Source organism: Sphingobacterium litopenaei (assembly GCF_014692495.1).
GTDB lineage: Bacteria > Bacteroidota > Bacteroidia > Sphingobacteriales > Sphingobacteriaceae > Sphingobacterium > Sphingobacterium litopenaei.
Map to the genome: position 1 here is coordinate 100204 of NZ_JACOIJ010000007.1, position 20625 is coordinate 120828.

Consider the following 20625-nt stretch of genomic DNA (forward strand, 5'->3'; position numbering starts at 1 on the left):
AAACTACATTAAAATTTATTTTTTTTGTTTTACTTAAAACAATTTTCTATATAGTTTGTGTTGTGTATAGGTAATTGTACTTCTCTAGTACAATTAACCACACTAACTAATTATTTGTTATGAGTAAAAAACAGACCAACCAAGCTGTCAAAACGAAGTATTTGTTTTTGGCAACAATAGATGTCACATCCCTACACCTTGCATACATCCGTAGTTTTCTTGCTATGTACGAGATGATGTATGTTGAAGTTGCTGGAACTTTTTTAATAAGTTGTGATAATAAATTTCGAGATGATTTTGATAAAGAATTAAAGTCAGAAGGCATTAATTATCTTCTTGTATTTGTTAATCGGAAATCAGGATCGAAAGCTCTGGTAAATGGGCTTTCTGATCATGATTTTGAAAAAATTAAAGAGATTGTAGAAGAAAATTAATTGGCTATGAAAAAGTTACTTTTGGTAATTGTGTTTATCTCCAGTATTTTGAATACCAAAGCACAAGGCGTTCTTCGGGATGTCTATCCAATTGGAGAGAGTGCTAATGTCGGCTATAAGACGAGCATGGTTCCGGAGATAGAAAAAATATTGTTTGAGGCGAATCCAATAGTTCGATTGGCATTCTTTAATACTATACAGGAAGATTTAGAAAACGATAAGAATAAAACTTCGGTCTTATATCTTCATTTCAAGCCACAAATACGGATGTATCATGACAATAGCAAACCTGTGCGTATGCCTTCATACCATATTGGAATCGCTTATCAGCAACTTCGACGACTGAAGTCTATAAATAATGCTTTTGTAGCTTTAGCTGTTGAATCTGGACATTATTCAAATGGTCAGGATCGAAGTGCTTTTGATCCTAATTTGGCAGATGGTACTCCGGAAGCAGAAGCCTTATATGATAAGATAAATAAGGATTCCGACTTATCTGCTATGATTAATCGTTACAGTGGGAATTTCTCCACTAATTTTACGGAATTAAATGTCAAATACATACAGGCTTTGGGCGAATTGACGGGTAATAATAGGCCTAAATCTTCTTTCTCTGTACAATTTGGATACAATCGTTTTCATGATCGAATATTGTGGATACTTCCCGATATTGGAGGTTACACAGAAAATGACATCAAAATATATGGAAAAAATCGCTTCAAATTGGGTGGTGATTTTATGAAGATGTTTAATAAAGATGAAGATGAAATGTCAGATTGGAGTTTTGATCGTTATCAAGTAGCTTTAAATTTCAATTTAATCCATAAACCTCATCCATATGTTAATCCTTTCCGGACAGATTTAACAGGGACAGTGTATTTCCACAATAATCTCGGTTTATATGTTTCTGGAATATATGGTCACGATAATTACAATTATCGCTTCGTGGATAGCGGATTCCAATTGTTTACCGGGCTTGTTTTCGATCCATTTCCAAGAATTCAATGGAAGCGGTAGTGTTTCCTCTGTAATTATGTAATTGTTATGGAATCTGATTACGGATGGCATCATCTATTTAATCAATTCTATAAAATATGAGAATATTAATTTTAGTATTATTTATTCCTCTACTATTATCATGTAATATGGATAATAAATCGATTACAAATAATGATAGTCATGTTTCAGATCTTCAATTTTATTTTTCAACAGGAAATGAATTTATACGTTTAATTTCAAAAGATAGTTCAATGATTTTGTATGAATTTCATGCAAATGTAGGTCTTATTAGAAAATGTGTTTTAAACCCAGTAGGCAAAGAGATTCCTAACTGTGAAATTTATATTTCCGATAATTTATTACTGAAGGATTATGTAGTACACGATAGGCTAGTAGAAAATCTAAGCGAAATTATACAGTATCATAACAATAATAGTGAGCGGATAGATTCATTAAAATTTTGGCAAGCAGTATCAGTCTTTTTGGATACAGTTACTATTGTTTTACCAAAAGATAAATTTTTGGTGGATCAAACATATTCATCTTCAAGTGTAGATCAAAGTCTTGTAATAGATGCCATAAATTTCACTAGAAATACAGCAATCCACAAGTCGGGGATTCCCAAGTTATTTTTTGATGTAATTATAGATAGGAATGGCAGTAAGATCTGTTGAGTATAATTCTTGGGGAAAAGATGTATATAAAGACCTTATCGTTGAGATTAAAGAATCTTACTTACAAAGTCAACGAAGCCATATAAAATACTCGGATATCCTATAAATGTGAAAATGACTGTTGGTGTCGTAATTCGTAATGGAGTTTATTTATCAAAGGAAAGTAGACAAATCTTAAAATGACAAAAGCCTTGCTTATCATCTAAGCAAGGCTTTTCTATATCTAAATTTAGTACTTAATACTAAAATTATGCTCCTAATTGTACGCGTTTGAAAGCAGTAACAGTTAATCCTTTAGATACTGAATCTAAGAATTGAGCGATATTTTTAGAAGAATCTTTAACGAACTCTTGGTTCAATAAAGTAGTATCTTTGAAGAATTTGTTCAATTTACCTTGAGCAATTTTCTCAGCCATTTCAGCTGGTTTACCTTCAGCGATGATTTGTTCTTTAGCGATAGCGATTTCACGCTCGATAGTGTGTTGATCAACACCATCTTTATCGATAGCGATTGGGTTCATCGCAGCGATTTGCATTGCTACGTCTTTACCAGCTTCTTCAGCACCTTCTACAGCAGCAGAAAGACCTACTAATACACCTAAACGGTAATTACCGTGAATGTAAGCAACAACTTTCTCACCAGTTACGATTTCGTATTTAGAAACATCGATTTTCTCACCGATAACACCAGTTTGCTCGATTAATGCTTCTGAAATTACTTTACCATCAACTGTTAAAGCTTTTAATTCTTCTAAAGAAGCAGGAGTGCTAGTTAAAGCTACTTCAGCGATTTTGTCAGCGAAAGCTACGAAATCAGCGTTTTTAGCTACGAAGTCAGTTTCACAGTTTACTTCTACTACGATACCAGTTTTACCATCAGCTGAAGCTTTAGCGATGATAACACCTTCGTTAGAATCACGGTCTTGACGGCTAGCAGCTACTTTAGCACCTTTTTTACGTAAGTAGTCAACAGCAGCTTCGAAGTCTCCGTTAGATTCTACTAAAGCTTTTTTACAATCCATCATACCTGCGCCTGTTTGTTGACGCAATTTGTTTACATCTGATGCAGAAATTTGTACTGACATGATATTTTCTTTTTTAATAAAATTACAATGTTGTCATTAACAAAGCGATGAGCTATTGTTAAGTTTTTTGGTTCTTTTTAACAAAAAAACCGGAAAGACGTGCGTGGGTAAGGAAGCAAACTTCCAGAAACCTACACTTGTCTATCCGGCTTTATATATAGAATATTATTCTACGTCTTTTGCTTTACGAGTGCGTTTTCCTGAAGTTGCATCAGCATCTCCATTATCTACTGCAGCTTTAGCAGCAGCAGCTTCTTTTTCCGCATCTTCTTCTTTGTCGCGTTTACGCTCCTCTAAACCTTCTACGATCGCTTGACCTATGATACCAGCGATAAGGCTAATAGATTTAGTAGCATCATCATTAGCTGGGATAGGGAAGTCGATGTTAGTAGGATCAGAGTTTGTATCTACCATTGCAAAAGTAGGGATGTTCAATTTGATAGCTTCAGCCACAGCGATGTGTTCTTTTTTCACATCGATGATGAATAAAGCAGCTGGCAAACGGTTTAAGTCAGCGATACCACCCAAAAGTGCTTCTAACTTAACGCGCTCACGTTGAATCATCAATTTTTCTTTTTTAGATAATACATCGAATGTACCATCTTTTTGCATTTTGTCAATGTTAGACATTTTTTTGATAGACTTACGAACTGTTGCGAAGTTTGTAAGCATACCACCTAACCAACGTTCAGTAACGTAAGGCATGTTAACAGCCTTAGCTTGTTGAGCGATGATTTCTTTAGCTTGTTTTTTCGTAGCTACGAATAAAACTTTGCGACCCGATTTTACGATTTGTTTGATAGCTGAAGCAGCTTCTTCTAATTTCGTAAGAGTTTTGTTCAAGTCAATGATGTGGATACCGTTGCGTTCCATGAAAATGTACTTAGCCATTTTCGGATCCCATTTACGAGTAAGGTGACCGAAGTGAACACCTGCATCCAATAAATCTTGATAAGTAGTTCTTGCCATTTTGTGTTCCTCCTTTGATTAACGTTTACTGAATTGGAATCTTCTACGTGCTTTACGACGTCCTGGTTTTTTACGCTCAACCATACGGTCATCACGAGTCATTAAACCTTTAGCACGTAAAGCTGGTTTTACTTCTGGGTTAAGCTCTACTAATGCTTTAGCGATTGCTAAACGCACAGCTTCTGCTTGACCTTTAACTCCACCACCTTGAACGTTAACTTTCACATCAAAATTTGCTAATGACTCCGCTACTAATAATGATTGAGTAGCGATGTATTGCAATGGCAATGTTGGGAAATATTCTTTGTAGTCTTTACCGTTTACGGTAATGTTTCCGCTACCTGCTCCTAAGTAGATACGAGCAACAGCAGTTTTTCTTCTTCCTGAAGTGTTAGTTGTTGACATGTTTGTTCTCCTTAAAATTTAACTGGTTTTGGATTTTGCGCTTCGTGTTTGTGCTCAGTACCAGCATAAACAAAAAGGTTTTTGAATAACTGACGACCTAAACGGTTTTTAGGTAACATACCACGTACCGCTTTTTCGATGATGCGCTCAGGGTGTTTAGCCAATAATTCTTTTGGAGATACAAATCTTTGACCACCTGGGTAGCCTGTATAGCGAACATATGTTTTGTCGCCTAATTTGTTTCCAGTCAACTTAACCTTGTCTGCATTAATAACGATCACGTTATCTCCGCAGTCTACGTGTGGGGTAAATGTTGGCTTGTGTTTTCCACGAATTACTTTTGCAATTTCGCTTGCCAAGCGTCCCAAGATCTCGCCTTCAGCGTCAACAACGATCCATTCTTTGTTAACGGTGTTTTTGTTGGCAGAGACAGTTTTGTAACTTAACGTATTCACTTGCTTTTATTTAATTAATTAATAATGTTTTAATGATTGTAATCACTACAATCGGACTGCAAAGGTAATAATTTTATTTTCAATTATAAAACATCTTTACACTAAAATATTTTTTAACTTTTTTTAAGTTTTTAGCATTTAAACTTATAGTTTAGAATTTACTCTTTTGTAAGACTAGAATGCTACATTAGTATGTTTAGCGAGAACACGATGAATTTTTATTATTTTATGATGAATAAACAATTAATATATAGCTTTCGAAAATACTTGATGCTGCTTGTTTGCATTTGTACAACATTAATAGTACAGGCACAGACGGAGTCAGAAGTAGCATATCGTGAAGAATTAAAAGCGGTAGAAGCAAAATTAAGAGAAGGTAGATTTCAAGAAGGATTACAACTATTAGATGATATTACAGCTAAATATCCTGAGGTAGCTGATATTTATTATGCAAAATCTTTGATTCTTGGGCAGAGGGGAAACTATGATGAAGCGGTGCAAAATGCGGCATTAGCGTATGATAAAAGTAAACATATGTTTTACGCAAATCATCTTTTAGAGTTATATAAATCAAAAAAAGATCTGGCTAAAGGAATTGAATTACTTCAAGACTTAAAAGTGAAATATCCTGAACACGAAGGTTTGAACCGTGAATTGTTGATTTTATATGCGGAAAATAAACAATTGGATCAAGCACAGAAATTATATGGGAAATTAACCTCAGCGAATCCCTCAGATACTTTGCATTTGGTCATGTCGGAAGTATATATTAATTCGAAAGACTTTACTTCTGCTAAGAAAATATTAACAAAGTTAGATGGTAAGACAATGATTCCTGATGTGTACGGTTATTTAGGTTATATACATGCTAATGAAAATAAACCTAAAGAAGCATTAGCGGTTATCGAACGCGGAATCAAACGTACTAATGATAAAAGCCTTTATCTGGACTTGGCGGACACTTATAAAAACATGGGGAAGACAGAGCCTATGTATACAGCTTTAAAGATAGCTTTCGATGCTTCTGAAGTTGTTTTTTGGGATAAATATAAGTTTATAATGGGACTGATGAATGAAGAGCAAATATTGTCTGATGACAAGATGCAACTCTTAGCTAATTCATTAGTAGCGCGTCATCCCGATATATTAGAAGGACAGATTTTGAAAGGTGAGTTGCTTTGGAAAGGTGGAAATGCTGCTGAAGCGAGATCGGTGTTTTTAAATGTAGTTTCTTCTAATCCACGTTATATCAATGCTTGGCGATTAGTCATCAATACAGATTTAGGATTAGGACAGGCAGATGAAGCAATCAAACATGGCTTAGAAGGTTTAAAATATAATCCTAATAATCCTCAATTATTGTATTTCACCAGTTTAGGATTTGCTGGAAAGCAAGATTACGAGTCGAGTAAGGGTATGCTCGAAACAGCTTTAAACTATTCTGAAAATGAAAATAATTATTTGCGCTCATTGATTTATGGCTCATTAGGTGATTTATACCATGAATTAAAAATGGAAAACATGTCTGATGCAGCGTACGATGAAGCTATAGCTTTAGATAGTCTGAACGTGTCGGCTTTGAATAATTATGCTTATTATTTGGCGGTACGCAAAAAGGATTTGGAAAAAGCTGCTGATTTTTCTAAAAGATCAATTGAAATTGAACCTAATTCTGCAACATATATGGATACCTATGCTTGGGTTTTATTCCAACAAGGAGAATACCAAGAAGCGTTGAAATGGATAGAAGAAGCGGTAAAATTAAATAAAACATCTGCTGTATTGTTAGAACATTATGGTGATATTTTGAGTAAGTTGAATCGTGAAAAGGATGCTCTTGTACAATGGCAAAAAGCATTAGATATAGAGATTAAATCCGAATCAAAAGGAAGTTTTGCGAAGATTCAACAAAAGATAAAAGAGAAAAAATATGTGGAATAAAATATTAACTATAACATTGGGATTGGCGATTTTGACTAGTTGTGGGACACGCAAACAGACAGCTAAATTGCCTTCTGATACAGCGGTAAATACAGTTAACTCTTCTGATAAAAATGCAGATTATCTCATCAATAATTTGGATTATCATAGCTTCTCGGGAAGAGCTAAAGCAAGGGTAGAATTAGGCGATGAAAATCAGGATGTCACGATGCATGTGCGTATTCAGCGTAATAAAGCAATATGGATTTCCGTGACAGCTACATTTTTGAATGTGGAAGGAGTACGCGTTCTAATAACACCTGACAGTGTTAAGATTATGAATAAATTACAAGGTGAATACATTGCGAAACCTTTCAATTATATTCATCGCTATACTGGTGCTGGTGTGACTTTTGGGGTTTTACAAGATTTGCTTATTGCAAATGTGTCTTCGGATTTGTTGCGCACAGATAAATTGACCGTTGCTCAGGCGACGGAAGATGTGCAGATCGTAGGCGTGAGAGATGATGTTTCATTTCAATACAGCTTGAATAACAAATATCGTCCGAAAGTAATTCGCCTGACGCCTGTAGGAAGTAGCAATAGTTTAGAAGCTTATTACAGTTCTTTCAATGACGTAACAGGTTATAATTTTCCGCAAAATCAAAATATAAAACTTAATACTTCGAATATTAATGTTACTGCTGTGTTGAATTACAATAAAATTGATTTTAATCAAGAATTGGAAATGCCTTTTACGGTACCTGCTAAATATAAAGTTTTGGATTAATGACGTGTTAAATAAATCTTTTTATTAGGCAAGTCAGTTAGATATCACTATTTTTGGAAGTTGTACAAATACGAGAAAGCTGAGCTCATTTTCATGAATTTTAGACAAATACTATTAAGCATATTTTTTATTTTCTTTTGTAGCCAACTGTCATTTGGTCAAAGCAGTGCGCAATTAAAGAAGCAATTAGAAAAAATCAATTCCGAAATTGCTAGTTTGAACAAAGAATTATTGGCTAAGACTAAGGAAAAACTATTGTCACAGAAAGAAGTGACAGCTTTAAGCAAACAGTTAAACCTGAGGGAAGAAAAAATTACGGTAATCAGCAGAACGGTTAATAGTCTGACTTATCAAATTAATCAAAATACTAAGTCTGTAAATGAACTAAAAGCCGAATTGGAGAAAATGCGTAAAGATTATGAAAAAATGATCATGTTCGCTTTTCGTAACAAAAATGGATACAACAAAATGATGTTCATTTTTGCTTCTAAGGATTTCAACCAAGCTTTCAAACGTATTAAATATTTGCAACAGTTCTCCGACGCGCGTAAAACCAAAGCTGCCGAGATCGAAAAAGTGAAGAAAGATATTGAGCTGAAGATTGCGCAGATGGAAGCGGATAGAAATACTCAACGTGTTCTATTGGCGGATCAACAAAAAGAAAGGGATATCATTCGTAAAGACCGCTCACAGCATCAATCGCAGCTGAATAGCATTGTGAAGCAAGAGCGTTCATTCAAAAGTCAATTGACTAAAAAGCAGCAAGAGAAGAAAAAGATGGAAGCTATGATACGTGCTGCAATCAATAGAGAAATAGCTGAACAAAGACGTAGAGAAGAGGCAGAGCGTAAACGCCTTGCGGAAGCTGAAGCTAAACGTACTGGTAAATCAGTGGCTGAAGTAGAAAAAGCAACACCTAAGAAAACGGATAGTGAGATTCTACGCTCTACACCAGAAGCTGCACGTTTGTCTGCCGATTTCAAATCAAATAGAGGACGTCTACCGTGGCCGGTTGCTCAAGGAACTATTATCCGTAATTACGGTTTGTCTTCAAACGAAGGCGTAACAACATCAGAGCCTGATATTACCATAAGGACTACCGAAGGTGCAGCGGTGAAAGCTGTATTTGACGGAGAGGTTATTACATCATTACCAGAAGTTATTGTTATTAAACACGGGGAGTATTTTACATTCTATTCAAATTTAGGCTCTGTCTCGGTAAGACGTGGTCAGAAGGTAAGTCGTGGTCAGACTATTGGTACCGCAGGACGTGATTTAGAGAGCGGTGTACCGATTGTAAGTTTCGGTATTTCACAAGGAGCTAACGATTTTAACCCAGCACCTTGGTTAGCAAGATAGTTACATTAGGATAACAATTAATTCTATATATTTGTAAAATAGAGATTTGATAAGTAATTAAAGAAAGAACATAAAATGTATACATCTAATTTATTATTCATAGGAACACAAGAAATCATCATTATCGTGATTTTAGTTCTTTTATTATTTGGGGGTAAAAAAATTCCTGAACTAATGCGCGGTCTTGGTAGAGGTGTGAAAGAATTTAAGGATGGACAACGCGAAGATCCAGCTGACAAAACAAACGAAAAAACAAATAATCAATAAAAAATAATAGCAAAGATTACATTTCGAGAAAAATGTAATCTTTGTGTTTTTGCCAATATTGGCTAAATATTGCCAACTAGTATCCAAAAACTAGCACAATATGAAAAAATCATTATACACCGTATTATTAACTACCATAATCAGTGTACACATAACTAAAGCTCAAACCGCTTACAAGGATCTTATCGGAGACGATTATTATAATCAAACAACTTTTGCGACCTCGATGGATGAGCATAAAGCCTTATTAGTTGAATTAGATTCTATTAAGAAAAATGTAGATGTCAAAGTGGATGTATCCATAGAGGATGCAAATACATTACGTCGCATGAAAGCTTCTGTAAAGACTATTCCCTTAGATTACAATTCTCAAGTAAAATTCTTTATTGACAAATACGTGTCTTCGAATTATAGACCTTATATGAATCGTATGCTTGGTTTAAGCAAGCACTATTTTAAGGTCTATGATCAGATATTAGGCGAGATGGGTATTCCTGAAGAAGTGAAGTATTTATCTTTAGTGGAGTCTTCATTGAACCCTCATTTGGTTTCGTCTGCAGGGGCTGTAGGGCCGTGGCAGTTCATTTATACCACGGCGCGCATTTATGATCTGGATATGAATTCGCATATAGATGAACGTAAGGATATTTATTCCGCTACTTATGCTGTTTCCAAATATTTGAAAGAATCCTACAATCAATTCAATGATTGGTTATTGGCATTAGCATCCTATAACTGCGGTCGTGGCTGTGTGCAACGCGCTATTCAACGTTCGGGTATGACAAATCCTACATTTTGGGAATTGTCACCTTATTTACCAAAAGAAACCCAAAACTATATCCCAAAATATGTAGCAATGACCTATGTACTGAGTAATGCGTCAACTTTGGGTATTGAGCCAGCGAAGACGGAATTGGATTTTGAAACTAGGGTGGTTATGGTGGATAAAGCTGTAAATATGCGACATATTGCAGAAGCTGTTAATGTGGAAGTTTCCCATATTAAACATTACAATCCAGCATATAAAAAAGATGTCATTAATGGTACAGTAGATAAGCCAAAACGTTTGTTTATTCCAGTTACTCCTCAACTGAATGATAGTTTATTGTATGTAGCATTACATGCGCCATCTTCTATTCAATTGGCAATCAAAGAGGAACCTGAAATGCAATTAGCTAATGTTTCTCAAAAGTACAAAGTACGTAAAGGTGAAACATTGTCAAGTTTGTCCAAGAAATTTGGTGTAACTGTCCAGAATTTAAAGGCGTGGAATGGTTTAAAAAACAACAGTTTGGTTGTTGGTCGCTCTTTGGTAGTCGCTCAACCCATTAATTCTACTTTAGCGAAGAATGTATCTAAAAGCATAGTGAAAACGGAAAAATCACGTACTGCCTATTATGTGGTGCAAAAAGGTGATTCTTTGGATCGCATAGCTAGAAAATTTGAAGGGAGTACAGTCTCTAAGATAAAAGAAGATAATGCTTTGAAAAATTCGGTAATTAAACCAGGAATGAAGCTAAAAATAAGAAAGGGTTAATCGTTGTTGATTAACCCTTTCTTAATTTATTATGCTAACCATGCAGCATCTTCTTGTTTATCGAATTCTTCTAAATACACTTCTACATTTTCTTTCAAAATAGTCGAAAGCTTCTGACCATAGAAAGTGCTGTGTACAGGGAATTGTGGGTGACTGCGATCAATCAATACTGCAGTGCGCATTTTCTTTAATGGTACATTTATGAAAGCGCCCAAAGCATAAGCTAACGTTCTTCCGCTATTCAATACATCGTCTACGACAATTACAGCCTTGTCTTTAGCGGTTTCAATAGGTAAGTCTGTGGAAGCTTCTAATGATCTTTTTACTTTATTAATTGAGACTTTTACCAATTCAATCTCTTTGTCTGGAGCGAAGCCTTGTAGGATTTTTTGTAGGCGTTGAGCAAATACATATCCTCTATCTGCAATACCGACCAATACAATATGACTTTCGTCGAAATTATCTTCTAAGATTTGATAAGCAATACGCTTTGACTTTTGAAGTATTTGTTCTTTATTAAGTATAAGGGTTCTTTTTGTTGACATAAATTCAAATCTGATGGAACAAAAATAAATAAAAAGTCCGAATGCGTAGTATCATTCGGACTTTCTAATATAGTTAATTTTTGCTAATTATTTATCTTCTTTAAAAGATGACGCATCAGCAGTCATAGTGTGCGAATCTTCTGGTTTTGGGCGTCCGCCATTATAATAATAACGTTTCCAATACGCTTCGTTAAGATTACTTACCATTACGCCTTTACTTGAAGAGGCGTGCGCAAATTTATCATCACCAAGATATACACCTACGTGTGTAATGTTTTTGCTTCTGATTTTGAAAAATACCAAATCTCCTGCTTGTAAATCTTTACGGCTAACAGGTGTTACGTTAGCATATTGATTTCTGCTGTTAAAACCAATGGTTGTATTAAATACATTTTCGTAAACTGCAAGGGAGAATTTAGAACAGTCAATTCCTCTTTTAGAGTCACCACCTAATCTGTAAGGTGTGCCTAACCAATCATATACAAATTGATAAAGTTTTGTATTAGTTGTAGCATTTACCGCTACGCCCATGATTTGCGAGAAATACTCTTTAGCAAGGTTATCTTGCTCATTGTTCTTTTTGGTAGTTTGTGCTTGCGACACTAGACAAAAGCCTATAAATAGCATTGACGCTATTAGTTTTTTTGTGTTCATTAAATCGCTTTTTTTTATTTACAACTTTCCTTCGATCTACTCTTTTCCAGGGAGCAGATAATACGAAGATAATAGATACGTGCGTACTATCCAAACAAATTAAAGTATTTTTAACAGTTTCTTAACACTTTTTAAGATATAAGTACCTGGTATAGAGTATAAATACGCAAAGATAGATGCGCTTCTATCGATTGTAACAGCGGTTTTTGTGATTTTTTTAAAATAAATTTGATTTTAATGTCAAAATAATTCTATCTTAGACGCAGATTTAAAAAATATGAAAATTAATAACTCAATTATTTCAACAATTATTATTACTACGGGGGGATATTCTCGGAGGAAGTAACTTGTGTGTACAATTGAGTGTAAATATAAAGAAGCCTTCCTCCGAAAGAGAGGAGGGCTTTTTTTGTTGGTAGACTATTATGACAAACTAAACATATATTAAATAAACCCAATGAAAGTTCTAAAATTTGGCGGAACATCTGTAGGAACAGTAGAAAGTATCAAATCTGTATTAGAGATTGTAAAGTCTTCTTATGAAAAGGGAGAAAAGCCTTTGGTGGTATTATCAGCAATGTCTGGAGTGACCAACTTATTGACAAAAATGGCTGAAAATGCTGCTGACCGCAAATCTTTCACCGAAGACATTAAATTGTTAGAGGAAAAGCACTTCGAAGTTGTAAAACAACTTATTGCAATTAAGTATCAAAATCCAGTTTTCACCAAACTGAAGTTGATGCTTAATGAGTTAGAAGAAATTTTGCAAGGTGTTTATGCGTTGAAGGAGTTAAGCTTGCAAAGTAAAGATTTGATTATTTCATTTGGTGAGCGCTTCTCCAACTATATGGTTTCTAAAATCATGGAACAATACATTCCCGAAGCTATATACGTAGATGCATCACATTATGTGAAAACAGATTCAAATTTTGGAAATGCGCATTTGAATGAAGAATTAACCAATTCGTTGATCAATTCTTTGAATCATTCGCATGCAGATAAATTGATGTTTGTGACGGGTTTCATTGGATCAAATGAAGCTGGTCGTGTGACTACCTTAGGCCGTGGAGGTTCGGATTATACTGCTGCAATTTTTGGATCGGTATTGAATGCTTCGGTAATCGAGATATGGACCGATGTAAATGGTATGTTGACGGCGGATCCACGGATAGTGAAAAAAGCATTCTCTCTGCCTGTATTATCTTATACAGAGGCGATGGAATTGTCCTATTTCGGCGCGAAAGTAATCTACCCACCGACGATGATCCCGGCATTTTTGAAACGTATTCCTATTGCGATTCGCAATACTTTTGAACCAGAATTTCCAGGTACGATTATTCAGTTCGAATCAGATTGTACACAATATCCAATTAAAGGTATTTCGTCCATCTCTGATATTTCTATCATCAATCTTTCAGGTTCTGGAATGATTGGCAAATCAGGATTTTCAGGCCGTTTATTTACTTTATTAGCTCGCGAGCAGATCAATGTGGTGTTAATAACGCAGTCTTCATCCGAACATAGTATTACGTTTGCAGTAAATCCTAGCGATGCAGAAAGAGCACTGAAGTTGATTTCTTCGGAATTCGAATTGGAATTGGAAGCCAATAAATTGGTAATGCCAGAAGTAGAAACGAATCTTTCGGTATTGGCAATCGTAGGTGAAAATATGAAACGTACACCTGGTATGTCAGGACGTTTGTTCGCTGCGTTAGGACGTAATGGTATTAATGTACGCGCAATAGCACAAGGTTCTTCTGAATTCAACATCTCCGTAATTATCTCAAAAGATGATTTGGCTAAAGCCTTGAATGCAGTTCATGATGCTTTCTTTGCAGAATTGAAAAAAACGCTGCACGTATTTAACTTGGGTACTGGTAATATCGGCTCTACTTTATTTAGACAGCTGGCTGAGCAGCATGATTTCTTATCAGAGAAAAATGATTTAGAAATCAAAGTTGTTGGTGTTGCTAATTCCCGTAAAATGTATTTTGATGCCAATGGAATTGATTTGGATTCTTGGGCTCAAGCATTGGATAGCAAAGGTCAGGTGGCGGATTTGTCTAGCTTTGTTGAGATCATGAAAAACATGAACTTGCCAAATGCAGTCTTCATAGATAATACAGCCAGCAAATTACCTGCTACCTATTATGTGGATATTTTCAAATCTAATATTTCTATTGTCACTTGTAATAAAATTGCCAATTCGGGTGAATATGCTAACTATAAATTGTTGCGCGACACAGCACGTAAACACGGTGTAGATTTCTTCTACGAAACTAATGTTGGAGCAGGTTTACCAATAGTACGTGTATTGAAAGATTTGATGTTGAGTGGTGACAGAATCATAAAAATAGAAGCTATCCTTTCTGGTACGATTTCTTATATCTTTAACAATTTCGTAGGAGATGCTTCTTTCTATGATGTAGTAAAAAATGCACAAGCTTTAGGCTATACAGAACCAGATCCTCGCGATGATTTGGGAGGTGTAGATTTTATGCGTAAGATGCTTATCTTAGCTCGTGATGCAGGGCATGTGATTGAAGCTTCTGATGTTGATTTGGGTGCTATCTTACCAGAATCATGTTTGCAGGCCGCTTCAGTAGATGAATTCTATACGGAATTGTTAAAAGCTGACCAATATTTCAATGACCTAAAAGATAAAGCAGCTTCAGAAAATAAAGTAATTCGTTACATTGGTAAATTGGAGGATGGAAAAGTTTCTATCTCTATGCAAATGGTAGATGAGACACATCCATTCTATGCGTTGTCGGGAAGTGATAATATTATCTCATTCACAACAGAACGCTATAAAGAACGCCCATTAGTAGTAAAAGGTCCTGGAGCTGGTGCGGAAGTAACCGCAGGAGGTGTGTTTGCTGATTTGGTAAACGTAGGAGCAAAATAAGTGGAAAGAACTAAAACAGATAATATGCCTGTTTATCAACATAATTTAAAGGACAAAAAGATAGATTTTAATACAATCTTAGATAAGGTTCGCGTATTTGCACCTGCAACAGTAGCTAATATGATATGCGGCTTCGATATATTAGGGTTTGCGGTTGATGAACCTGGTGACGAAGTTAAAATGTACCGTGTCGCCGAACCTGGTGTTCGTATTCGTTCCATAGTTGGGGACGGAGGCAGATTGCCGCTTGGTGCTGATCGAAATACGGTAAGCGCTTGCGTGAAAATGCTATTGAATGATTTGGGTATTTTGCAGGATATAGGGGTAGAAATTGAATTAATCAAGCATATGCCCATTGGTTCGGGATTAGGTTCGAGTTCAGCGAGTACGGTGGCGGGTTTGTTTGCAATAAATGCTTTGCTTAACAATCCACTGACTAAGGATGAGTTAATGCCATACTGTGTGGAAGGGGAACGATTGGCTTGTGGGCATGGACATGCTGACAATGTAGCTCCTGCTTTGATGGGAGGTATTACATTAGTTCGTGGCGGTGCGGATTTGGATATTGTAAAAATTCCTGTTCCTAAGGAACTCTATGCTGGTATTGTCTTTCCACAAGTAGATGTGCCTACACGTGATGCGCGTCAGTTGATTAAGGAGAAAGTTCTTTTGAAAGATGCGGTAACCCAATGGGGAAATATTGCCGGTTTGGTAGCTGGTTTATTTCAAGAAGATTATGATTTAATCAGCAGAAGTATGCAGGACGTTATTATTGAACCTTCTCGCGCTATTTTGATTCCGGAATTTTATGCAATGAAAGAAATAGCTTTAGCACATGGCGCCTTGAGTTTTGGTATTTCGGGTTCAGGACCATCGGTTGTAGCGGTTTCGAAAGGGCCAGAAGTAGCGGAATTGGTAACTACGAAAATCCAAGATCATCTTTCTGCAAATGGCATCGAAAGCTTTAAATATGTTTCGGCTGTCAATGTAGAAGGTCCAAAAGTATTATCCTTTAATGACTAACAAATTATGAAACTATATAGTACAAATAATAAAGATTTACGTGTATCTTTTCAGGATGCGGTATTCAATTCCTTGCCTCAGGACAAAGGCTTATATATGCCAGAGGTTATCCCAAATTTAGATCCCTTATTTATCAAAAATATTCAGCAATATTCTTTGCAAGAAATTGCGTTGACAGTAGCTTCTGCTTTGATTGGCGATGATATACCGAAAGAAGATTTAAAGAAAATCGTCGAAGATGCCATCAATTTTGATGCCCCTGTGAAATTCTTAGATGCTGAGACTGGAGTTTTGGAATTATTTCACGGACCTTCTTATGCATTCAAAGATTTTGGAGCGCGTTTTATGAGCCGTGTGATGGGTTATTTCTCCAAACAAGGTGATAAATTGTTGGATGTGTTGGTTGCTACTTCGGGTGATACAGGTGGTGCGGTTGCTTTAGGTTTCTTAGGCGTGGAAGGCACTCGCGTGACGATTTTGTATCCCAAAGGAAAGGTCTCTAAAGTACAAGAAGAGCAATTGACAACTAATGGTCAAAATATCCGTGCGTTAGAGGTGGATGGAACTTTTGATGACTGTCAAGCTTTGGTAAAGCAAGCTTTTAACGATGCCTCGTTGAATGCTGAATTGCGATTGACTTCAGCTAATTCTATCAATATTGCTCGTTTGATTCCTCAGACTTTCTATTACTTTTGGGCATATGCACAGTTAAAAGCACAAGGTGTCAACGAAGTTGTGTTTACTGTTCCTAGCGGAAACTTTGGTAATATCGGGGCTGGTTTATTAGCCTACAAAATGGGCTTGCCTGTAAAACATTTTGTCGCAGGAACGAATGTCAATGATACTGTTCCTCGCTTCTTACAGTCGGGAGCTTACGAACCAAAACCTTCTGTTCAGACTTTAGCAAATGCAATGGATGTAGGAAATCCAAGCAATTGGGTACGTATTCAAGATTTATTTGATAATGAATTAGACAAATTGCGTAGCATTATTTCTTCATTTACATATACAGATGAAGAAACTCAGGTTGCTATGCGTGAATTGTTCGAGAAATACAATTATGTAGCATGCCCACACACAGCAATTGCGTATTTAGCAGCTCAAGCATACAAAGCTGAAAATCCAGGAGAATATGCTTCGGTATTTTTATCAACAGCACATCCATGCAAATTCCCTGATGGCATTGATGCAGATATTTTTGAAAAAGTTACTTATCCAGCAGGAGCTGAAGAATTGGCAGGAAAGCCAAAATTAGCAGATCCTTTAGCAGTTAGCTACGAAGATTTTAAAGAATATTTATTGAAGAATAAATAAAAATTAAAATATTTAATTTATAAACGCCCCTTTTGAAACAAAAGGGGCGTTTTTATTATAGAGTAAGATTTAATTTATAATATTTTTAATAAAAATACTAGATTAGCAAAGTAAACACTACCAACTTAATCTTATGAAGAGTATTTTTTTTATTAGGAGTGGGTTTAAGCCCATTCTAGGAGAAGTTCCATTAGGACTTTCAATGTGTGGACTGTTTTTGATGTCTACTTTGAATGTTCATGCTAACCAAACCAATTCACCCTTATCAAACTTATCTAAATATCATATTTCTCAACAGCAACTAGTAGTAAAAGGGGTTGTATTAGATGTTCATGGTAATGTAATTGCTGGTGTTTCTATTGAAGTAAAAGGTAAAAGTGGCAAGACTTTAACATCTGTACTCGGGGAATTCAGTATAAACGCTGCAATTGGCGACGAACTTATTATCTCACATTTATCTTATGAGCCTAAAATAATAAAGGTGTCAAACAATACCAATCTTCAAATTATATTACAATCTATAGATAATTTAATTGAAGAAGTGACAATAACGGGGTATACTGATTATTCAAAAGGTAAAAGCCCAAGTGCAGCATCACTCGTTAAGGCTGATGATATTAATCAAGTTCCAATGAGTTCTTTAGATCAGATACTTCAGGGAAAGGTAGCAGGAATGAGTGTTATTTCAAGTTCAGGACAACCAGGTCAAAGTGCTGCTGTGGTTATTCGTGGAATAGGTTCTATTAGTGGTTCTACGACACCATTATATATTATGGATGGCGTTCCTATTGAGGGAGGTTATTTTCAAACCATTAATCCGCAAGATATAGAATCCGTGAACGTATTAAAGGATGCCTCTGCAAAAGCCTTATATGGTTCTAGAGGATCAAATGGTGTTATTATTATTACGACCAAAAAAGGTAAGCAAGGTCGTCTAGCGATAAATTATAGCTCTCAATACGGAACATCAAAGCTTACACGTCCTAATTTTGAGATGATGGATGGTCGTGAACGTCTTAGATTCGAAGAAGAGGTTGGATTAGAAACTGGAAAAGATATAGGTCCAGGATGGAGATTTTCTTCACGAAATCCATATTATAATACGCAGTCAGCGAGCTGGCAACAAAATGCGGATAGGACATTGGATAGTTTACGCAATGTGAATACAGATTGGCGAGATTTATTTTTTCAAAATGCCAATTTCATGGAGCAACAAGTAAACTTAAGTGGTGGAAATGAAAATGTGCAAACCTACAATGCGTTGAGTTATTGGAAAGAGGAGGGTATTGTCCGTGAAACGGGTATGGATCGTTATACTTTGCGTAGCAATACGAATATGAATTACGGAAAGTTCTCAGCGGCATTCAACTTGAACTTGGGATATTCTAACTCTAGATTTACGTATAATGAGGGCGGAACAAGCGTTGGAACGCCAATGGCTTCTGTCTATTATGGTCTACCTTATGAGTATCCTTATACTGCAGATGGGGCATTTCATGCGACTAATGAAGAAATTACTTTCTTGGATTCGCGGGAAGGAAGTCGAGGATTAGACGTTTTGTTTGGTACGTCTGATAAAACTCAACAAATTAAAGCCATTATAGGTTTTAACATGGCTTATGCTATTACACCCAGTTTGAAAATAAGTACTCGTGCTGGTCTTGATTTGAGAAATTCAGCAGATCAGGTATATATCAATCCGTCATCCTATATAGGTAGTCGTCAATCTGGACAGAAAGGAGCTTTCGGAGAAGGATATAGACGTAATTTTAATTTTGTATCTACATCTGGGTTGACTTACAAAAAAGAAATCGAAGCTCATGATTTTGAACTTTCGGGATTCTTCGAATATCTTTTTGACAACTATAGAGCATTTAGCTACCGCGGTTTTGGACTAGATGATAGACTCCCTGAAACACCAGCTGCTATCACCGTAAGTACAACATTCCTACCAACATTAAGTGGAAGTCGTAGTGCAAGTGCTTTAATGTCTTACATTGGCGCTGCGCGTTATACCTATGCCAATAAGTATACTTTTACAGGTAGTTACCGCTATGACGGAGCTTCGCTTTCATCTGTCCCAGACAAAAATCGCTGGCATGGTTTCTATTCATTGGGAGCAATGTGGGATGTAAAGCGTGAAGAATTCCTTCAATCGTCAAGCCTCATTTCAGATTTAAGAATCAGAGCAAGTTTCGGGCAAACAGCAAGTCCATTTGGAAGTAGTTTTGCGTACTTGCCTACTTACGGCGTAACTACAAGTTATGGTGGTCAGCAAGGTATTCGTCCGAATAATATTGGTAATCCAGACTTCGATTGGGAATATGTGGATGAATTCAATACTGGATTTGATTTGTCATTATTCGAAAGTAGAAGAATAAATATTGAATTTGACTGGTACAATCGTATTACAAAAAATATGTTTATCGATCAACCATTATCAGCAACCTCTGGTGCGTCGTCTGCATTATTGAGTACGGGTAAAATGAGAAATCGTGGTGTTGAATTAAAAATCTCAGCTGACATTATCAAAAAAGAGGAATTCACATGGACTGTAGGTGTTAATGGTGGATATAATAACAATCAAATCTTACGCGTAACTGATATTACGGACGAATTGCCTGATGGTGATACGCGTATTATAAAAGTCGGATTACCTTACGGAACGTATTATGCTCCACAATGGGCTGGTGTGAATCCTGAAACTGGAGAAGCGCAGTATTACAATCGAGATGGCTCTATTTTAACAGTATATAATGAGGAAGAGCAGGCGGTGCCATTAAACGCGAGTCTCTATCCTAAACTTACTGGAGGTATATCTACATCTTTCAATTGGAAAAATTTAACACTTAGTGGTTTGCTATCATTCGTGTCTGATGTGCAACGATGGAATAATATTGATTTTTACAATGAAAATCAGGCCTATATGACCAGCAATCAGAGCAAACGAATGCTTTATGATAGATGGAAGAAGCCAGGAGATATAGCCACACTACAGCGTATAGATATTCCAAGGAATTTTACTTCCAAGGATATTCAGGATGCAGCATTTATGCGTTTACGTAATTTGAAATTGAATTACACTATACCAGGGACAGTATTTAGACAAACTGTATTTAGATCAGCAGCCATATTTGCACAAGGAGAGAATTTATTCACATTGACTAATTGGCGCGGTTTGGATCCTGAAAACAATCGTCAATATGGACGTTTTGAATATCCAAATGCACGTAAGTATACGATTGGTATTAATGTTAACTTCTAAGCTAGGCACACTCTAATAAAAT

Annotated in this window: 18 protein-coding genes; 12 read left to right on the plus strand and 6 right to left on the minus strand. The window is 36.0% G+C overall.

All coding sequences use genetic code 11. The annotated features are described in order from the left end of the window. The first annotated feature begins 119 nt into the window (after positions 1-119). The 3 genes from H8B04_RS05780 (at position 120) to H8B04_RS05790 (ending at position 2107) form a co-directional block, all read left to right on the plus strand. The gene (locus H8B04_RS05780) at positions 120-434 is read left to right on the plus strand and encodes a hypothetical protein (protein ID WP_165291712.1); all 315 of its coding nucleotides are present in this window, start codon (positions 120-122) and stop codon (positions 432-434) included. A 6-nt stretch (positions 435-440) separates the two neighbouring features. Continuing rightward, the gene (locus tag H8B04_RS05785; RefSeq protein WP_190301732.1) at positions 441-1451 is read left to right on the plus strand and encodes a hypothetical protein; all 1011 of its coding nucleotides are present in this window, start codon (positions 441-443) and stop codon (positions 1449-1451) included. A gap of 128 nt (positions 1452-1579) precedes the next feature. Then, positions 1580-2107 carry a hypothetical protein gene (locus H8B04_RS05790; protein WP_190301733.1) on the plus strand — a complete coding sequence of 176 codons (528 nt, stop codon included), beginning with the start codon at positions 1580-1582 and terminating at the stop codon, positions 2105-2107. 248 nt (positions 2108-2355) lie between these two features. On the opposite strand, the gene tsf is transcribed toward H8B04_RS05790, so the two are convergent. The 4 genes from tsf to rplM all read right to left on the minus strand — a co-directional run bounded on the left by tsf (position 2356) and on the right by rplM (position 5021). Beyond that, positions 2356-3192 carry a translation elongation factor Ts gene (gene tsf, locus H8B04_RS05795; protein ID WP_165291709.1) on the minus strand — a complete coding sequence of 279 codons (837 nt, stop codon included), beginning with the start codon at positions 3190-3192 and terminating at the stop codon, positions 2356-2358. Positions 3193-3357: 165 nt separating this feature from the next. Beyond that, complete coding sequence (rpsB, locus tag H8B04_RS05800; RefSeq protein ID WP_165291708.1) at positions 3358-4161, minus strand: 30S ribosomal protein S2; 804 nt, start codon at positions 4159-4161, stop codon at positions 3358-3360. Between the two features lie 18 nt (positions 4162-4179). Further along, positions 4180-4566, minus strand: coding sequence for a 30S ribosomal protein S9 (gene rpsI / locus H8B04_RS05805; RefSeq protein ID WP_165291707.1), 387 nt, complete (start codon positions 4564-4566; stop codon positions 4180-4182). 11 nt (positions 4567-4577) lie between these two features. Further along, complete coding sequence (gene rplM / locus H8B04_RS05810; protein WP_132777065.1) at positions 4578-5021, minus strand: 50S ribosomal protein L13; 444 nt, start codon at positions 5019-5021, stop codon at positions 4578-4580. 228 nt (positions 5022-5249) lie between these two features. Between rplM and H8B04_RS05815 the strand changes: the two genes are divergently transcribed. From H8B04_RS05815 to H8B04_RS05835, 5 genes are all read left to right on the plus strand, one after another. Beyond that, the gene (locus H8B04_RS05815; protein ID WP_190301734.1) at positions 5250-6962 is read left to right on the plus strand and encodes a tetratricopeptide repeat protein; all 1713 of its coding nucleotides are present in this window, start codon (positions 5250-5252) and stop codon (positions 6960-6962) included. Further along, complete coding sequence (locus H8B04_RS05820; protein ID WP_165291705.1) at positions 6952-7731, plus strand: DUF4292 domain-containing protein; 780 nt, start codon at positions 6952-6954, stop codon at positions 7729-7731. Before H8B04_RS05815 ends, H8B04_RS05820 begins: the two co-directional genes overlap by 11 nt. A 93-nt stretch (positions 7732-7824) precedes the next feature. Beyond that, entirely contained in the window at positions 7825-9090 is a 1266-nt protein-coding gene (locus tag H8B04_RS05825; RefSeq protein ID WP_165291704.1) for a murein hydrolase activator EnvC family protein, read from the plus strand. Positions 9091-9165: 75 nt separating this feature from the next. Then, complete coding sequence (locus H8B04_RS05830) at positions 9166-9357, plus strand: twin-arginine translocase TatA/TatE family subunit (protein WP_165291703.1); 192 nt, start codon at positions 9166-9168, stop codon at positions 9355-9357. Between the two features lie 100 nt (positions 9358-9457). After that, positions 9458-10894 carry a LysM peptidoglycan-binding domain-containing protein gene (locus H8B04_RS05835; RefSeq protein ID WP_165291702.1) on the plus strand — a complete coding sequence of 479 codons (1437 nt, stop codon included), beginning with the start codon at positions 9458-9460 and terminating at the stop codon, positions 10892-10894. A 29-nt stretch (positions 10895-10923) separates the two neighbouring features. Here the strand turns inward: H8B04_RS05835 and H8B04_RS05840 are convergent, their stop codons facing one another. Together H8B04_RS05840 and H8B04_RS05845 are read right to left on the minus strand one after the other, a co-directional pair. Next, a complete protein-coding gene (locus H8B04_RS05840) occupies positions 10924-11439 on the minus strand; it encodes a phosphoribosyltransferase family protein (RefSeq protein ID WP_190301735.1) in 516 nt (171 codons plus the stop codon). An 87-nt stretch (positions 11440-11526) separates the two neighbouring features. Next, positions 11527-12093, minus strand: coding sequence for a C40 family peptidase (locus H8B04_RS05845; RefSeq protein ID WP_165291700.1), 567 nt, complete (start codon positions 12091-12093; stop codon positions 11527-11529). A gap of 457 nt (positions 12094-12550) precedes the next feature. Here H8B04_RS05845 and thrA point away from each other — a divergent pair, with 457 nt between their 5' ends. The 4 genes from thrA to H8B04_RS05865 all read left to right on the plus strand — a co-directional run bounded on the left by thrA (position 12551) and on the right by H8B04_RS05865 (position 20603). Continuing rightward, complete coding sequence (gene thrA / locus H8B04_RS05850) at positions 12551-15001, plus strand: bifunctional aspartate kinase/homoserine dehydrogenase I (RefSeq protein WP_165291699.1); 2451 nt, start codon at positions 12551-12553, stop codon at positions 14999-15001. 24 nt (positions 15002-15025) lie between these two features. Next, a complete protein-coding gene (locus H8B04_RS05855) occupies positions 15026-16024 on the plus strand; it encodes a homoserine kinase (RefSeq protein ID WP_190301750.1) in 999 nt (332 codons plus the stop codon). 6 nt (positions 16025-16030) lie between these two features. Further along, a complete protein-coding gene (gene thrC, locus H8B04_RS05860) occupies positions 16031-17338 on the plus strand; it encodes a threonine synthase (RefSeq protein WP_190301736.1) in 1308 nt (435 codons plus the stop codon). A gap of 133 nt (positions 17339-17471) precedes the next feature. Then, complete coding sequence (locus H8B04_RS05865) at positions 17472-20603, plus strand: SusC/RagA family TonB-linked outer membrane protein (protein ID WP_190301737.1); 3132 nt, start codon at positions 17472-17474, stop codon at positions 20601-20603. Positions 20604-20625: the final 22 nt, after the last annotated feature.

Bases quoted from the DNA above. Each gene is read 5' to 3' on its own strand.
- H8B04_RS05780 (WP_165291712.1), top strand. From the start codon at position 120: ATGAGTAAAAAACAGACCAACCAAGCTGTCAAAACGAAGTATTTGTTT.
- H8B04_RS05785 (WP_190301732.1), top strand. From the start codon at position 441: ATGAAAAAGTTACTTTTGGTAATTGTGTTTATCTCCAGTATTTTGAAT.
- H8B04_RS05790 (WP_190301733.1), top strand. From the start codon at position 1,580: ATGGATAATAAATCGATTACAAATAATGATAGTCATGTTTCAGATCTT.
- tsf (WP_165291709.1), bottom strand. From the start codon at position 3,192: ATGTCAGTACAAATTTCTGCATCAGATGTAAACAAATTGCGTCAACAA.
- rpsB (WP_165291708.1), bottom strand. From the start codon at position 4,161: ATGGCAAGAACTACTTATCAAGATTTATTGGATGCAGGTGTTCACTTC.
- rpsI (WP_165291707.1), bottom strand. From the start codon at position 4,566: ATGTCAACAACTAACACTTCAGGAAGAAGAAAAACTGCTGTTGCTCGT.
- H8B04_RS05815 (WP_190301734.1), top strand. From the start codon at position 5,250: ATGATGAATAAACAATTAATATATAGCTTTCGAAAATACTTGATGCTG.
- H8B04_RS05820 (WP_165291705.1), top strand. From the start codon at position 6,952: ATGTGGAATAAAATATTAACTATAACATTGGGATTGGCGATTTTGACT.
- H8B04_RS05825 (WP_165291704.1), top strand. From the start codon at position 7,825: ATGAATTTTAGACAAATACTATTAAGCATATTTTTTATTTTCTTTTGT.
- H8B04_RS05830 (WP_165291703.1), top strand. From the start codon at position 9,166: ATGTATACATCTAATTTATTATTCATAGGAACACAAGAAATCATCATT.
- H8B04_RS05835 (WP_165291702.1), top strand. From the start codon at position 9,458: ATGAAAAAATCATTATACACCGTATTATTAACTACCATAATCAGTGTA.
- H8B04_RS05840 (WP_190301735.1), bottom strand. From the start codon at position 11,439: ATGTCAACAAAAAGAACCCTTATACTTAATAAAGAACAAATACTTCAA.
- H8B04_RS05845 (WP_165291700.1), bottom strand. From the start codon at position 12,093: ATGAACACAAAAAAACTAATAGCGTCAATGCTATTTATAGGCTTTTGT.
- thrA (WP_165291699.1), top strand. From the start codon at position 12,551: ATGAAAGTTCTAAAATTTGGCGGAACATCTGTAGGAACAGTAGAAAGT.
- H8B04_RS05855 (WP_190301750.1), top strand. From the start codon at position 15,026: ATGCCTGTTTATCAACATAATTTAAAGGACAAAAAGATAGATTTTAAT.
- thrC (WP_190301736.1), top strand. From the start codon at position 16,031: ATGAAACTATATAGTACAAATAATAAAGATTTACGTGTATCTTTTCAG.
- H8B04_RS05865 (WP_190301737.1), top strand. From the start codon at position 17,472: ATGAAGAGTATTTTTTTTATTAGGAGTGGGTTTAAGCCCATTCTAGGA.